The organism is Caulobacter sp. GSs2, assembly GCF_058680895.1.
On sequence record NZ_CM178725.1, the window covers coordinates 1,098,593 to 1,113,435 of the forward strand.

16 protein-coding genes and 1 pseudogene are annotated in these 14,843 nt (G+C 66.2%); 8 read left to right on the forward strand and 9 right to left on the reverse strand.

Annotated elements, in window-relative coordinates; translation table 11 throughout:
* Positions 1-148: 148 nt before the first annotated feature.
* Positions 149-997 carry a universal stress protein gene (locus ACW17Z_RS05425; protein WP_492057906.1) on the forward strand — a complete coding sequence of 283 codons (849 nt, stop codon included), beginning with the start codon at positions 149-151 and terminating at the stop codon, positions 995-997.
* A 98-nt stretch (positions 998-1,095) separates the two neighbouring features.
* Here ACW17Z_RS05425 and dksA read toward each other — a convergent pair whose 3' ends face one another.
* A complete protein-coding gene (dksA, locus tag ACW17Z_RS05430) occupies positions 1,096-1,524 on the reverse strand; it encodes an RNA polymerase-binding protein DksA (RefSeq protein ID WP_419317820.1) in 429 nt (142 codons plus the stop codon).
* Between the two features lie 234 nt (positions 1,525-1,758).
* Entirely contained in the window at positions 1,759-2,187 is a 429-nt protein-coding gene (fliX, locus tag ACW17Z_RS05435) for a flagellar assembly regulator FliX (protein WP_419252049.1), read from the reverse strand.
* Between the two features lie 219 nt (positions 2,188-2,406).
* Between fliX and ACW17Z_RS05440 the strand changes: the two genes are divergently transcribed.
* From ACW17Z_RS05440 to ACW17Z_RS05450, 3 genes are read left to right on the forward strand one after another with little or no spacing between them, the layout of a single operon-like run.
* The gene (locus tag ACW17Z_RS05440) at positions 2,407-3,519 is read left to right on the forward strand and encodes a flagellar basal body P-ring protein FlgI (protein WP_492057908.1); all 1,113 of its coding nucleotides are present in this window, start codon (positions 2,407-2,409) and stop codon (positions 3,517-3,519) included.
* Entirely contained in the window at positions 3,519-3,842 is a 324-nt protein-coding gene (locus tag ACW17Z_RS05445) for a rod-binding protein (RefSeq protein WP_492057910.1), read from the forward strand. The genes ACW17Z_RS05440 and ACW17Z_RS05445 overlap by 1 nt, the downstream gene beginning before the upstream one ends.
* A 2-nt stretch (positions 3,843-3,844) precedes the next feature.
* Positions 3,845-4,291 (forward strand): flagellar basal body protein, encoded by a 447-nt coding sequence (locus ACW17Z_RS05450; RefSeq protein WP_419317826.1) that lies wholly within the window; start codon positions 3,845-3,847, stop codon positions 4,289-4,291.
* On the opposite strand, the gene ACW17Z_RS05455 is transcribed toward ACW17Z_RS05450, so the two are convergent.
* The gene (locus ACW17Z_RS05455; protein WP_419317828.1) at positions 4,288-4,671 is read right to left on the reverse strand and encodes a DUF1801 domain-containing protein; all 384 of its coding nucleotides are present in this window, start codon (positions 4,669-4,671) and stop codon (positions 4,288-4,290) included. The two genes, ACW17Z_RS05450 and ACW17Z_RS05455, sit on opposite strands and share 4 nt — an antisense overlap.
* Before the next feature lie 84 nt (positions 4,672-4,755).
* On the opposite strand from ACW17Z_RS05455, the gene ACW17Z_RS05460 reads away from it, so the two are divergent.
* Positions 4,756-5,340, forward strand: coding sequence for an HD domain-containing protein (locus tag ACW17Z_RS05460; RefSeq protein ID WP_492057911.1), 585 nt, complete (start codon positions 4,756-4,758; stop codon positions 5,338-5,340).
* Here ACW17Z_RS05460 and ACW17Z_RS05465 read toward each other — a convergent pair.
* Both ACW17Z_RS05465 and ACW17Z_RS05470 read right to left on the reverse strand, forming a co-directional pair.
* Complete coding sequence (locus tag ACW17Z_RS05465; RefSeq protein ID WP_492057913.1) at positions 5,337-6,401, reverse strand: alkene reductase; 1,065 nt, start codon at positions 6,399-6,401, stop codon at positions 5,337-5,339. The genes ACW17Z_RS05460 and ACW17Z_RS05465 overlap by 4 nt on opposite strands.
* Before the next feature lie 231 nt (positions 6,402-6,632).
* On the reverse strand, positions 6,633-6,800 hold the full coding sequence (locus ACW17Z_RS05470; protein WP_419317833.1) for a hypothetical protein: 168 nt from the start codon (positions 6,798-6,800) through the stop codon (positions 6,633-6,635).
* 244 nt (positions 6,801-7,044) lie between these two features.
* Here ACW17Z_RS05470 and uvrA point away from each other — a divergent pair, with 244 nt between their 5' ends.
* The gene (gene uvrA / locus ACW17Z_RS05475; protein ID WP_492057915.1) at positions 7,045-9,957 is read left to right on the forward strand and encodes an excinuclease ABC subunit UvrA; all 2,913 of its coding nucleotides are present in this window, start codon (positions 7,045-7,047) and stop codon (positions 9,955-9,957) included.
* 173 nt (positions 9,958-10,130) lie between these two features.
* Here uvrA and ACW17Z_RS05480 read toward each other — a convergent pair whose 3' ends face one another.
* Entirely contained in the window at positions 10,131-11,048 is a 918-nt protein-coding gene (locus ACW17Z_RS05480) for a hypothetical protein (protein WP_492057916.1), read from the reverse strand.
* A 177-nt stretch (positions 11,049-11,225) separates the two neighbouring features.
* On the opposite strand from ACW17Z_RS05480, the gene ACW17Z_RS05485 reads away from it, so the two are divergent.
* Positions 11,226-11,840, forward strand: a complete 615-nt coding sequence (locus ACW17Z_RS05485; RefSeq protein WP_492057917.1) for a glutathione S-transferase family protein — start codon at positions 11,226-11,228, stop codon at positions 11,838-11,840.
* Positions 11,841-11,869: 29 nt separating this feature from the next.
* A pseudogene (locus ACW17Z_RS05490) lies at positions 11,870-11,983 on the forward strand (hypothetical protein); the annotation flags it as partial.
* A gap of 26 nt (positions 11,984-12,009) precedes the next feature.
* Here the strand turns inward: ACW17Z_RS05490 and ACW17Z_RS05495 are convergent.
* The 3 genes from ACW17Z_RS05495 to ACW17Z_RS05505 all read right to left on the reverse strand — a co-directional run bounded on the left by ACW17Z_RS05495 (position 12,010) and on the right by ACW17Z_RS05505 (position 14,766).
* The gene (locus ACW17Z_RS05495) at positions 12,010-12,885 is read right to left on the reverse strand and encodes a hypothetical protein (protein ID WP_419317841.1); all 876 of its coding nucleotides are present in this window, start codon (positions 12,883-12,885) and stop codon (positions 12,010-12,012) included.
* On the reverse strand, positions 12,886-13,683 hold the full coding sequence (locus ACW17Z_RS05500; RefSeq protein WP_492057918.1) for a hypothetical protein: 798 nt from the start codon (positions 13,681-13,683) through the stop codon (positions 12,886-12,888).
* A gap of 132 nt (positions 13,684-13,815) precedes the next feature.
* Entirely contained in the window at positions 13,816-14,766 is a 951-nt protein-coding gene (locus ACW17Z_RS05505) for a hypothetical protein (protein WP_492057919.1), read from the reverse strand.
* Between the last annotated feature and the right edge of the window lie 77 nt (positions 14,767-14,843).

Sequence of the window (14,843 nt, forward strand, 5' to 3'; positions counted from 1 at the left end):
AGGTCCGTGAAAGGTGGAAAGCGGACCCTGGCCGGACCCCCTCTAAGTGGTAGTCCGCTGCTCGTGTGCAGCTGGAAGTTTTGACTTAGATCAAAGTCCGAAAATCCCAAGCGACCACAGTCTATCCACGCTTTGTGGAGACAAAATCATGCCGCTGCAGGACATTGTACTTCATCTTGACGCCTACCCCGAAGCGACTTCGAGTGAGGCGATTGATCAGGCCGTGCGATTTGTCGCCTCGGTTGGCGGGGTCTTGTCAGCTATCGCGGTTGAGGTGGACATCCAGCCTCCAAAGAATCGTCTGGCCAACTATGTGATCGGCCTCAGCCACATGGCGGCGGAAGAGGAGCGAAAGAGCCGCGAGTTCTGCGTCGCGGCGCTTGCGACGTTCACATCGAAGGCTCGCGAATTGGGCGTTTTGGGCGAGGCTATCCACGCAAAAGCTGACCTCTACGCTGTCGCGGCCTATGTTGCTGAGCGGTCTCGGACGCGCGACCTCTGTATCGTACCTGTTGCTTCCCAGTCGGACGGTCAGCGCGCTGTCCTTGAGGCCGTCGCCTTTGGGTCAGGACGCCCTGTTCTAACCTTCTGCCCGGGGAGCGCGGATCTGCCACTCAGCGGTCCAGATACCGTTGTGCTTGCCTGGGATGGGAGCCGCACGGCGGCGCGCGCCATGGCCGACGCCATGCCGATCCTTCGGAAAGCTCGTGAGATCACGGTGCTCACCGTGACAAATGACAAAGCGTCCACCGGCTCGGGCTCGGGCCGGGACGTCGTGCGGCATCTTAGAGCCCACGGCATAAGCGCCGTGGCCGAAGAGATAGACGGCGATGGACGTCGAACAGGGGTCGTGTTTTCGGACTATGTCGCAGCGAACCGTCCCGGGCTGTTCGTCATGGGAGCCTATGGCCATTCGCGGGCAAGGGAGTTCTTCTTGGGCGGAGCGACCGAACACATGCTCAATCATCTTCCGGTCCCCATGCTGCTCTCGCACTAGGGATACATCGGCTTGGGGCATGGCCCGCTCCCCGAACGAAAAACGGCCCCGGACTTTCGCCCGAGGCCGCTTCAAAACACATAGGCCGGTGAAGGCCGTCAGTCGTCGCGGTGCACGCGTTCGCGGCGCTCGTGACGTTCCTGGGCTTCCAGGCTGAGCGTCGCCGTGGGGCGAGCATCCAGCCGGGCCAGGCCGATCGGTTCGCCCGTTTCCTCGCAATAGCCGTAAGATCCGTCTTCGATGCGGCGCAGGGCCTGGTCGATTTTCGAGATCAGCTTGCGCTGGCGGTCGCGGGTGCGCAGTTCAAGCGCCCGATCAGTTTCCGAAGACGCGCGATCGGCCAGATCGGCGTGATTTTCGGTTTCTTTCTGGAGGTGAGCCACCGTTTCGCGAGATTCGCGAAGGATCTCATCCTTCCATTCGTTCAGCTTGCCCTTGAAGTACTCAAGCTGACGCGCATTCATAAACTCTTCGCCCTCGGAAGGGCGATAGGTCTTCGGATCGACTAGAACAGTGGCCGTTTGCATTAACGCCTCACGCCCCGATGAACTCAGCCTTGGACAGGCCGGGTGCTTATACCAAAAGAATAGCCGCGTTCAATGAACCTCGCGTGAGTGGGGCGTTCAGGCGCGCTCCACTCGCGCGTTCGGCTTCAAACCCGGCCTGTGACTTGGCCAGAAACGCGCCAAACCGCGGCGCGCAACATCTTGAATTCGCTGATGGCGCGCCCGTGGATATCGTCCGTGGTCGCCGCCTGACCATCAGCCGCCTCGCGCCTGTTCGAGCTTGGCTTTTTCCACCGCCGCTCGCGTCTCGATCTCGTTGAGCACGCCCTCGAGCCGGGGATCATCCGTCGAATCGCGCTGCTCGCGGATGGCGCGGGTCAGCCGGTCGAGGGTGGCGGTCGAGACATCGCCGTCGAGCAGGGCGATCTTGACCTCACCCAGAATGTCGAGAATGCCGTCGGCGCGCTTGACCGCGCGCTTGCGGCGCTCCAGCGGATCGCCCATGGCCTGCAGGGCAAGAAGCGCATCCAGCGAACCGATCCCGGCCACGCCGCCCGCCTGGGCCACACTGGCCGCGCCGCTGGCGCCATTGACCGAAGGCAGTGAAAAGCTGGCGCCGCTTCCCGAAGCCTTGGCCCGCGATGCGCCGCTCGCGCCTACGCTCCCCGTGCTCGAAACCTTCATGGGTAAGCTGCTCCATAGTCCGTGAAGCGAGTCACAGTTCTCGCCACCTCCCCATAATCCAGTCTGGCGCTTGAAGTATGGTTAATGCCGGGCAGATTCTGCCCAAGGGCGCCCTGGCGCCTGCGTCAAAACGCACAAAGCCTTACGACTCAAGCCTTTGAGATTGGCCCGCTTTTGGCATGGGTCGGCATGGGGACGTCTCCCCACGTCAGGATAGCCATGTCGCGTTTACGTCTGCGCACCGCTTTCGCCCTCATCGCCACGGCCTGCGCCCTGGTGGGGACCCCCGCGTTCGCCAAGTCACGGATCAAGGACATCGTCTCGTTCGAAGGCGTGCGCGACAACCAGCTGATCGGCTATGGCATCGTCGTAGGCCTGAACGGTTCGGGCGACAGCCTGCGCAACGCCCCGATGACCAAGCAGAGCCTCGAGGCCATGCTGGAGCGTCAGGGCGTCAATGTGCGCGACGCCAATCTGAACACCAAGAACGTCGCCTCGGTGATGGTCACCGCCAACCTGCCGGCCTTCGCGGCGCCGGGCGCCAAGGTGGATGTCAGCGTCTCCACCCTGGGCGACGCCAAGAACCTGCTGGGCGGCACCCTGCTGGTCACCAGCCTGCAGGGCGCGGACGGCCAGACCTATGCCGTGGCCCAGGGCAGCGTGCAGACCGGATCGGTCTCGGCCGGCGGCGCTTCGGGCAGCTCGGTGTCCAAGGGCGTGCCCACGGCCGGCCGCATCGCCGCCGGCGGCATCATCGAGCGGGAAACCGGCTTCCAGATGGTCAATATGGGCGAACTGCGCATGACCCTGCGCAATCCCGACTTCACCACCTCGCGCCGCATCGCCGACGCCATCAACGGCCAGTTCCCCCGCAGCGCCCAGGCCCAGAACCCGACCATCGTCGCCGTGCGCCCGCCCGCCGGCATGGACATGATCAGCTTCATCACCGCCATCGAGAACCTGCAGGTCGAGCCCGACGGCCCGGCCAAGGTGATCATCGACGAGGTGTCGGGCGTGATCGTGATGGGTGACGATGTCCGCATCAGCCAGGTGGCCATCGCCCAGGGCAATCTGACCATTTCGGTCCAGGAGAGCCCGGCCGTCAGCCAGCCCGCCCCGTTCAGCCAGGGCCAGACCGCCGTGGTTCCGCAATCTGCCGTCAGTGTCGACGAGGAAAAGGGCAAGAAGCTGATCACGCTCAGCAGCGGCGCTTCGCTCAAGAGCCTGGTCGGCGGCCTCAACGCCCTGGGCGTGACCCCGCGCGACATGATCTCGATCCTGCAGGCGGTGAAGGCCGCCGGGGCCCTGCAAGCCGATATCGAGGTGATGTGATGAGCGCCCTGACCCTGACCTCTCCCCCGATCACCAACCTGCAGGCCTCGACCACAGCGCCCGCCTCGGGGGCCGAATTGCTCAAGCGCGGCCAGATCAAGGAAACCTCCGAGAAGTTCGAGGCCTCGTTCCTGTCGGTGATGATGCAGTCGATGTTCGCCGGCGTGAAAACCGCCGCGCCGTTCGGCGGCGGTCAGGCCGAGGACATGTTCAAGTCGCTGCTCACCGAGTCGATGGCCAAGGAAGTCTCCAAGGCCGGCGGCGTCGGTCTGGCCAGCACCGTCCAGCGTGAAATGCTCAAGCTTCAAGGGTTGAAGGACTAGTCATGGCCCTCGCCGCACACGATCCCAACGACCGCGTCGACCAGCTGGTCATCCTGACCGAGCGCCTGACCGACCTGATCGCCAAGGAGGCCACCGCCTTCGAAGCCCGCCGTCCGCAGGACGCGGCCCAGTATGTCGAGGAGACGGCCAAGCTGGCCAATCTCTACCGGCACGAGTCGGCGCGGGTGCGGGCCAATATCGCCCTGATCTCCAGCGCCGACGCCGCCCTGCGCCTGCGCCTGATCCGCGCCACCGAGGCCTTCGACGCTGTCCTGGCCCGCCAGGCGCGCGCCCTCAACGCCGCCCGCACCGTGACCGAAGGCCTGGTGAAAGCCGTGGCCGAGGAGATCGCCAACCAGCGCGCGCCCGCCTCGGGCTATGGCGCCGGGGCGCGGATGAACAATCCGGTCTCCAGCGGCACCGCCATCACGCTGAACAAGAAGGCCTAGCGGGTCGCTTCGACCCAGCGGGCGATCAGCCGCGAGATCGCTGCGCCCCCGGCGTTGATCTCTGCCAGATCCTTCAGGGTGACGACGCCGCGATCCGGAGCCGGCCACTTGGCCAGCTTGTCGTCGTCCGCGAAGCAAAAGTCGCTGGCGTCCAGGGGCTTGGCCCCGCGATGCAGCACGATCCGATAGCCGCCCTTCCTGTCCAGACCCAGGGTGACGCGATCCTGGCCGTCATGGGCGAAGCTGGGCGCGTTCCATTTGATCTCTTCGGTCAGGCCGGGATGTGCGGTGACGACGAGGTGGCGCAGCGCATCGACAGCCAGCCGCGAGGGCGGGTCAAGCGCGGCGAGGTAGGTTTCGACGGATTGAGCCTTCGCCACGCTGTTTCCAATCACGCCATCGGTTGACGTAACCCTAGAGCCGGCCTTCAGGATGGGAAAGCGGCCTTAGTGCAGGAGACGCCATTGCTCGACGAAGCCTTGATCGCGGAAATCGCCGAGCTGCATTCGGGACCTGATCGTGGCTATCACGGCTGGAGCCACCCTCAGGCCCTGCTGCGCCTTTTCGCCGAGACAGAGGGTGATTTGGACGATCCCCTGGCGGTCTATTGCGCCATTGTTCTGCACGACGTGATCTATGAACCCCGCCGCTCCGACAACGAGACGCGTAGCGCGGTGCTCGCCCGAACGATGCTGCAGGACGTCATTCCGGGCGAGAGCCTGGACCGCGCCATTCGACTGATCGAAGCGACCGCGCGACACGCCATTCCCGCGGACCTGCCCGAAGGCGAAACCGCCGACATGGCGCGGTTCCTCGACATGGACCTTTCGATCCTGGCCGCGCCCACCGCCGTGTTCGACGCCTACGAAGCCGGCGTCCGACATGAGTATCGCGAGGTCCCCGAGGAGGCCTTTCGCCAGGGGCGCGCCGCGATCCTTGAGGGCTTCCTGGCGCGGGAAGCCCTCTACATGTCGGACTGGGGAAAACTACGTTTCGAGGCCCTGGCTCGCGAGAACCTCAGGCGCTCGATCGCCCAGCTTCGCGACTAGGCCGGAACGGCTTCGAGAGCCGGATAGTCCGTGTAGCCCTTCTCGTCCGGACCATAGAAGGTCGACGGAACCGGGGCGTTCAGCTCGGCCCCGATCCGCAGGCGCTCGACCAGGTCGGGATTGGCGATATAGGCCTTGCCGAAGGCGATGGCGTCGTACTTCCCGGCCTCCACCGCCGCATTGGCGGTCTCGCCGGTGAACTTCTCGTTGGCGATATAGACGCCGCCGAACGCCGCCTTCAGCGCCACGCCCAAACTGTCATCGCCCTGATATTCGCGGGCGCAGATGAAGGCGATGCCGCGCTGGCCCAGCTGCCTGGCGACATAGCCGAAGGTCGTGGCCAGGTCTGAATCGCCCATGGCGTGGGCGTCGGCGCGCGGGGCCAGATGGACGCCCACGCGGCCCGGGCCAAACACCGAGACGGCGGCGTCGGTGGCTTCGAGCAGCAGACGGGCGCGGTTCTCGATCGAGCCGCCATAGTCATCGGTGCGCTGGTTGGAGCCATCCTGCAGGAACTGGTCGAGCAGATAGCCATTGGCGCCATGCAGTTCGACGCCGTCGAAGCCGGCGGCCTTGGCGTTGGCGGCAGCGCGGCGGAAATCCTCGACCACGCCCTTGACCTCGTCCGTCGTCAGGGCGCGCGGCGTGGGATAGGGCCGCTCGGGGCGCAGCAGGCTGACATGGCCCTTGGCCGCAACGGCGCTGGGCGCCACAGGCAGCTCGCCGTTCAGCAGCGACGGGTCGGAAATCCGGCCGACATGCCAGATCTGCATGAAGATGCGACCGCCCTTGTCATGAACGGCGCGAGTGACCGGCTTCCAGCCCTCGACCTGTTCCTGCGACCAGATGCCGGGCACGCCGGCATAGCCGACGCCCTGGGGCGAAACCGGCACGCCTTCCGAGATGATCAGGCCGGCGCTGGCGCGCTGGGCGTAATACTCGGCCATCAGCGCATTGGGGATCTGGGTCGGGCCGGCGCGCAGGCGGGTCAGCGGCGCCATGATCACGCGGTTGGGCAGATCCAGGTCGCCGAGGCGCAGCGGGTCGAAAAGCGTGGGCATGGAGGCCGTCCTCAAGGGAAAGGCGCCGCTCGGCGGCGCGAGACCCTGATGTGGCGCTGCGTCGCAGCAAAACAACCGGCCTGGCCTGTAAATCTCGTGCGCCGCCCTTTCAGACGGTGGTCGCGCCTAGAGCGTTATTCGGCGAAGTGGATACCGGTTCGCCGCCGAAATAACGCGTCAAAACAAAAAATCTAGAGCAAACGACATGATGCAATCATGGCGACCTTTGCTCTAGTTCGGCGCGATGGTGTTGAACACATAGATCAGCGAGCCGACGCCGCCGATGAACACCATGAAGTCGACGACCGGATTGCGCGGCTTGACGCCTTGGGCGTCACGGATCGCCTGCTTGCCCTGTTCCTGCTTGTCAGCCTTGGCGGGCTTGGCGGCCTTGCTCATGATGTGCTCCGTTTCTGGAGCCATTGAGCCAGACACTGCTGAAGATGGCGCTTTCAAAGGCGGTTAAGCGCCGGAAACCAAACCCCGCGCCGTGACACCCTACTGACACCTACTGTCAGCAGGCGGCGCAGCTTGCGAAGCGCGACGTTTGTTCGCATCTTGTTCTTGTGTTAATTCCCGGTTCGAGCCCTACATATAGCCGCCGCGCTGCACCCTCCTGGCGGCTCTCTGCGTTCCGGAAAACATGGCCGAACAACTGAACTTCATCCGCGTGCGCGGCGCCCGCGAGCACAATCTCAAGAACGTCAGCGTCGACATCCCGCGCGGCGAGCTGGTGGTGCTGACCGGCCTGTCGGGTTCGGGCAAGAGCTCGCTGGCGTTCGACACCATCTATGCCGAGGGCCAGCGGCGCTATGTCGAGAGCCTGTCGGCCTATGCCCGCCAGTTCCTGGAACTGATGAGCAAGCCGGACGTCGACCTGATCGAGGGTCTGTCGCCGGCCATTTCGATCGAGCAGAAGACCACCTCGCGCAATCCCCGTTCGACCGTCGGCACGGTCACCGAGATCCACGACTATATGCGCCTGCTGTGGGCGCGGGTCGGCATTCCCTATTCGCCCGCCACGGGCCTGCCGATCGAAAGCCAGACCATCAGCCAGATGGTCGACAAGATCACCGTCCTGCCCGAGGGCACGCGTCTCTATCTGCTGGCCCCGGTCGTTCGCGACCGCAAGGGCGAGTACAAGAAGGAGATCGCCGAGTGGCAGAAGGCCGGCTTCCAGCGGCTGAAGATCGACGGCGAATATTATCCGATCGAGGACGCCCCGGCCCTCGACAAGAAGTTCAAGCACGACATCGACGTGGTCGTGGACCGCATCGTCACCAAGCCCGACATGGAACAGCGCCTGGCTGACTCCATCGAGCAGGCCCTGCGCCTGGCCGACGGTCTGGCCGTGGCCGAATGGGCCACGATCGACGAGGGCGAGAAGGAGCCCAAGCGGCTGCTGTTCTCCGAACGCTTCGCCTGTCCGGTCAGCGGCTTCACCATCGCCGAGATCGAGCCACGCCTGTTCTCGTTCAACAATCCGGCGGGCGCCTGCCCGGCCTGCGACGGCCTGGGCGCCAAGCTGGCCTTCGACGCCGACCGGGTGGTGCCCGACAAGGACAAGGCCCTGCACCAGGGCGCCATCGCGCCCTGGGCCAAGGGCCCCTCGCCGCTCTACACCCAGACCCTGCAGGCCCTGGCCCGCCACTACGGCTTCTCGATGGACGAGCCCTGGCACAAGCTGGCCCAGAGCGCCCGCGACGTGGTGCTGCAAGGTTCGGGCGGCACGAAGATCAAGTTCATCTATGACGACAACGCCCGCAAATACGAGGTCGAGAAGCCTTTCGAGGGGGTGATGCCTAACCTCGAACGCCGCTGGCGCGAGACCGACAGCGCCTGGGTGCGCGAGGAACTGGGCCGTTACCAGTCCGACACCCCCTGCGAGGTCTGCCACGGCAAGCGCCTGAAGCCGGAAGCCCTGGCGGTGAAGATCGCCGGCATGGATATCGCGGCCGTCTCGATGCTGGCCATCCGTCCGGCCAAGGACTGGTTCGCCGGCCTGGAAGCCCAGTTCAGCGACAAGCAGATGGAGATCGCCCGGCGGATCCTGAAGGAGATCAATGATCGCCTGCGGTTCCTGGTCGATGTCGGGCTGGACTATCTGAACCTGTCACGCGGCTCGGGCACCCTGTCGGGCGGCGAGAGCCAGCGCATCCGTCTGGCCAGCCAGATCGGCTCGGGCCTGACCGGCGTGCTCTACGTCTTGGACGAGCCGTCGATCGGCCTGCACCAGCGCGACAACACCCGGCTGTTGCAGTCACTGCAGGGCCTGCGCGATCTGGGCAATTCGGTGCTGGTGGTCGAACACGACGAGGAAGCCATCCTCACCGCCGACTATGTGATCGACATGGGTCCCGCCGCCGGCGTGCACGGCGGCGAGATCGTCGCCGAGGGCAAGCCGGCCGACATCATGGCCAATCCCAACAGCATCACCGGCCAATATCTGACCGGCGCCCGCGAGATCGAGGTTCCGGAAGAGCGCCGGCCGATCAACAAGAAGAAGATGCTGCGCGTCATCGGCGCCACCGGCAACAACCTCAAGGGCGTGACCGGCGAAATCCCGGTTGGCACCTTCACCTGCATCACCGGCGTCAGTGGCGGCGGCAAGTCGACCTTCACGATCGAGACCCTCTACAAGGCCGCCGCCCGTCGCCTGAACAATGCGTCGGAGGCCCCGGCCCAGCACGAACGCATCGAGGGGCTGGAGAATTTCGACAAGGTCATCGACATCGACCAGTCGCCCATCGGCCGCACCCCGCGCTCGAACCCGGCGACCTATACCGGCGCCTTTGGCCCGATCCGCGACTGGTTCGCCCAGCTGCCGGAAAGCAAGGCGCGCGGCTATGGCCCCGGCCGCTTCAGCTTCAACGTCAAGGGCGGGCGCTGCGAGGCCTGCCAGGGCGATGGCCTGATCAAGATCGAGATGCACTTCCTGCCCGACGTTTACGTCACCTGCGACGTCTGCAAGGGCAAGCGCTACAACCGCGAGACCCTCGACATCCTGTTCAAGGGCAAGACCATCGCCGACATTCTCGACATGACCGTCGAGGAGTCCGCCGACTTCTTCAAGGCCGTGCCGCCGATCCGCGACAAGATGGAGACGCTCAAGCGCGTGGGCCTGACCTATATCAAGGTCGGCCAGTCGGCGACGACGCTCTCCGGGGGTGAAGCCCAGCGGGTCAAGCTGTCCAAGGAGCTGTCCAAGCGGGCCACCGGCCGCACGCTCTACATCCTCGACGAGCCCACCACCGGCCTGCACTTCGAAGACACCAAGAAGCTGCTGGAAGTGCTGCATGAGCTGGTCGACCAGGGCAACACCGTGGTCGTCATCGAGCACAATCTCGACGTGGTGAAGACCGCCGACTGGCTGCTGGACTTCGGCCCCGAAGGCGGCGACGGCGGCGGCGAGATCGTCGCCGTGGGCTCGCCCCAGGACGTGGCCAAGGTCGAGGCCAGCTGGACCGGGCGCTATCTGAAGGACGTGCTGGACCGCCATGAGGTGCGTCGCAAGGCGCGGGTGGCTGAGCTGAAGAAGAGCAAGAAAAGCGCCTGATCCTGGTGATCGCTTCTCTGGAGCGATCACCAAAAGCCCGCTCTCCCCGGCGAAGGCCGGGGCCCAGATTCAGCCTGAGCGTTTGGGGATGATGCGCCCTACCGCAGAGCCCCGATCAATCAGGCCTCTGGGTTCGACCTGGGCCCCGGCTTTCGCCGGGGAGAGCGGAAAGGTTAGGTGCTCGGAGCCACCGGCTCCGCCCCACCCGCCTTGAGGATCCGGTAGATCTCCGGGGCCGGCGAGAAGATGATCAGCGAGGTCAGTACCGAGATCACGCCCGCAAACACCGCCCGCGCCAGGCCGATCGGCGTGAAGAAGGTCTCCAGCGAGCTCATGTCCGGTTCGAACAGGCCGCCAAGGCCGCCGATGCCCCCCGAGGCGATCACGCCCACGGCGGCCACGATGGTCATGATCAGCAGATAGACGATGACCGCCATCACCACCGCCAGCACATAGGCCCCCAGCATCGCGCCGACATGCCCCTTGGTCATGGCCCACGAGGCCCGGATGGCGATGCGGCCGGTGTCAAAGGTCATGGTCGAGGCGAAGGACAGCCGCACGGCGAAATAGATCATCAGGCAGGCCACGCCGACAAAGCCGATCAGGCCCGTCAGCGCCGCGATCGCGCCGCCCCCCGCCGCCACGCCGATCCCCACCAGAATGGCCGACAGCAGGATGGCCGTGACATAGACCGCCAGAATGATCAGATTCACCAGGATCAGCGCCCCGGCCTGCCGCAACTCATCCGCGCCGAAGCGCAGATAGGCCGAGCGGCTGTCGCCCGGTTGCAGGACCATGCGGTTTACCGCCGCCAGCATCACCGAATAGAGCGCCAGGCTGTAGATCAGCGATACGCCCATCAGCGGCGCCAGGCCGCCCATGATCGCCAACATCTCCTCGGGGGAGGCGTTGTTGTCGGCGCTGAGCGCCATGAAGGCGTTCAGTTGCGGGCCGGCGACCTTGATGGTCAGGGTGCTGGTCAGCAACGACAGCACCGTCATCAGCGCCGCCCACAGCGCAATGGTCCGAGGATGCTCCCGCACGAGCCGGAAGCCGACGAAGGCGGCGTCGGAGGCGGAGAACTTGGACATGCGGCCCTCGGGGAAAGAACGAGACAAGCGCTACGCGTAACAAGGTTTGCGGCGTTTCGACAGGGCGTGGACGCCGAAATCGACCTGAGCGCGAATGCCGCTTGCCCGCCCTGCCTCGCCAACTCTAACATCTGTTTGAAAGCGGCCGTCAGCGTCGCCAATCCGGGAGGATCGACGATGAAGCTCTATGGCGAAGCCAACCCCGCGCCCAATCCGCGCCGGGTGCGGATCTTCCTGGCCGAAAAGGGCGTCGACCTGCCGGAGATCCGCGTCGGCATGCGCCAGGGCGGTCACAAGTCGCCCGAGCACAAGGCCCGCAACAGCCTGGGTCAGGTCCCGACGCTCGAACTGGACGACGGGACGATGATCAGCGAGAGCGTCGCGATCTGCCGCTATCTGGAGGCCCTGCATCCAGATCCGCCGATGTTCGGCGCCACGGCTCTGGAACAGGCCCAGATCGATATGTGGGTGCGGCGGATCGAGTTCCAGCTGCTGATTCCGGTCGGCATGTTCTGGCGCCACGCCCATCCGCTGACCGCCGCCCTGCTCACCCAGAACGTCGAGTTCGGCGAATCCAACCGCGAGACCGTGGCCCGGGCCATGAAGTGGCTGGATCGCGAACTGGCCGACGGCCGCGCCTTCATCGCCGGCGAGACCTATTCCATCGCCGACATCGTGGCCCAGACCACGATCGACTTCGCCAGCTTCATCGGCCTGGAGGCGCCGGAGGAGACGCCGCATCTGGCCGCGTGGCGCGAGCGGGTGGGATCGCGGCCCAGCGCGGCGGCCTAAGCCTAACTCCAAGTTCAAGCTCAAAATAAGCTTGTCATCCCGGCCGCAGCGAAGCGGAGAGCCGGGACCCAGGGGCAACCGCGATGCGTCGCCCCCTGGGTCCCGGACAGCCTCTGCGAGGCTTCCGGGATGACAAGAAATAGGACTTCAAATCGACTTTAGACTGACTTTACGCCTCGCCCGCCGTCAGCTGCCGCAGGGCGGCGGCCGGGGCCGAGGTGACGATCACCGCCTGCAGGGTCAGGAACACCGGGGCCAGCAGCAGATTGGCCAACAGGGCCAGGATCAGGCGCGGGTGGCTGGCCGCCGGGCCGCCGGCGATGGGGTCTTCCAGGCCTCCGGCGAGCACCGCGCCGACGATGCTGGACACCGTGGCGCCCAGGATCGAGACGATCACACACAGCACGATGACGATGACCAGCATGGCCAGCAGTCGCCAGAACTGGCCGTGGGTCAGCAGCCAGGCGGCGCGCGGATCAATGTGGCCGACCATGAAGGCATGGGGCGCCAGCAGCGACAGCCGCACCGCCACCCAGGTCGACAGGCCGATCACGGTCAGGGCGCCCAGGAAGCCGAACCAGCCGGCGACGGGCGTGCCACCCAGCAACGCCGTTCCCAGGGCCACGACGCCGCCGGGGATCACCATCACCATCAGGGTGGCCGCCCAGTGGATCAGCGACACGACCAGCAGTCGAAGGTCCTCGCGGCCGACCCGCAGATAGGCCCAGCGCCGCTGCTCGGGGTGCAGCACGGCGCGCATGATGGCCGCCGACAGGATCGCGCCCAGCACCAGGGCCAGCATGATCAGCAGCACCATCACCCCGCCCAGGCGAGAGACGATGTCGAGGATCTCGCGCGGGTCGGCCGACGACGAGCGCAGCGCCAGATCGGCGCGGTCCTGCTCGCCCAGCACCATCTTGACCAGCAGGCCCAGCAGCGGAAGCGTCACCAGCGAGAACCCGGCCCAGGCCAGCACCACGACGGGATGCCGGCGCATGATCCTGAGCCCTTCGAGGGCGGCGTCGACGGGCGAAAGCAAGGTCATCTAGACATCCCGCGAAGGCGACACGGTCGACGCATGGCGCCGTCGATAGACGTGAACGAGCGCGCCGGTCCAGACCGGCGCCAGATAGACATAGCCAAAGACCGCGCCCAGCGCCGCCAGCACGCCGTCAAAGCCTGGACCGGCCCAGCGTCCGACCAGGTTGAACGCCGCCAGCAGGGCCGCGACCGGGGCGGCCAGCAGAGCGCCGGCGACCAGCACCTGCAGGGCGACGCCGCGCGTCAGCGGAAAGGCGCTCAGCACCCGCACCCCCGACTGGTCCACCGAGGCCGCCGCCGCCAGGGACAGGCGCACAGCCAGCCAGAGCAGCAGGGCCAGGCCCAGCAGCGGCGCGGCGCCGGCTACGATGGTTCCGGGTCCCGAGCCGGCCAGGGCGTCGCGCCAGGCCTGGGACGAGGTGGCGTCAAAGCCCGGCGCATTGGCCCGCGCCACGCCCAGGGCGATGGCTCCGACCACCAGGATCAGCACCGCCGTCACCACCAAAAGGAAGGCCGCGATCAGCAGCTGAACGCCTAGCAATCGCCACTCATCCAGGCCCCAGCGCAGACCGGCCAGACCGACGGACTTGCCAAAGGCGTGGCGATAGAGCGCCCCGAGGGCCAGGGCTATGGCGATGATCTCGGCCAGCAGCGCCAGACCGCTGACGGACGGCGGCAGGACGCGGGTCAGAACACTGATCACGACGGCGGTCAGCAGAGCGGCCCAGCAGGCGCGAACCGACGGACCCAGGCCCGCCACCCCCGCCCGAACGGTCGCCCCGATCGCGACCGATCGATCCATCATCGCACGCCCCTGTCAAACTGCCCGGCCTGAGTCGCGCGGAGCAGCCTGTTTACGACGCGCCGCGCCGGGTTGCGACGCGTCGCGGTGACGCTCGGACGGATTTCCGCCGGACGTGGCGCCCGCGCCGCGTTAAGCGTCCCGCTGCAGGCTCAGATCCCTGTAGGCGGCCGCCCACGGCGCACAGAACAGGGCGACCAGACAGGACCCGATCAGGGTCCCGACCAGACCCACCACAGCCAGCCACGGCCAGACGCGGCGCAGCAGATCGAGCGGCGGCTGAGCCAGGAACGCCTGCACGGCTTCAGGATCAGTGAGCCAGACCGGCGGCCCGCCCGCCGCGAACATCGCGCCCAGCACCACGCCGGCCACGATCAGCTCCAGGACGAACACCATCAGCAGGCTCAGAAGCGCCATGCCCAGCAGTCGCCAGGCCGAACCGCGCGTCAGCGACCAGGATTCAAACAGCCGAAACTGACCGTCGGCGAAGGTCATGGGCGCGGCCATGGACAGGCGCAGGCCCAGCCACACCAGCACCCCAACCGCGACCAGGCCAAGCCCGACCGCCGTGAGAATACCCGCCGTCGCGCCCTGCCCCTGTGCTCCGCTGGCCAGACCGACGATGAACGCCGGCAGCATCACGCCCAGGGCGGCAATCACCGCGACGATATAGGCCAGCACACTGACCACCAGGAACAGCAGGGTCAGCCACAGTTCCTGCGCGCCCAGCCGCAGGAAGGCGCCGCGCGACTGGTCAGGCTGCAGCACGGCGCGGAACACCGCCGAGCAGATCAGGGCCTTGATGAAGGTGCTCCACAGCCAGCCGCCGATCTGCAGCAGCATCAGGCCCGACTGCAGCTGCATCATCTGACGCATGGCCTCCTGGTCGATCGGCCCGTCCTTGGGCGGCATCATGGCCGCCACGGTCTTGAGGATCTCCGGCCCCATCAGCGGGATCAGCGCCAGCAGCGGCGCCAGCGACAGGACCAGCATCACAACGCCCCAGGTCAGGACCGCTCCCGGATCGCGCGCGATGACGCCAAAGCCCGCGAACGCCGAACCCGCTACCGAGATCTTGGCCATCTGCTTCCCCCGCGTCCGCCCGCGCCAGACGCGCCGAACTTCCGTGAGCCTACACTCAGGTTTCGTTCGGCGACAGC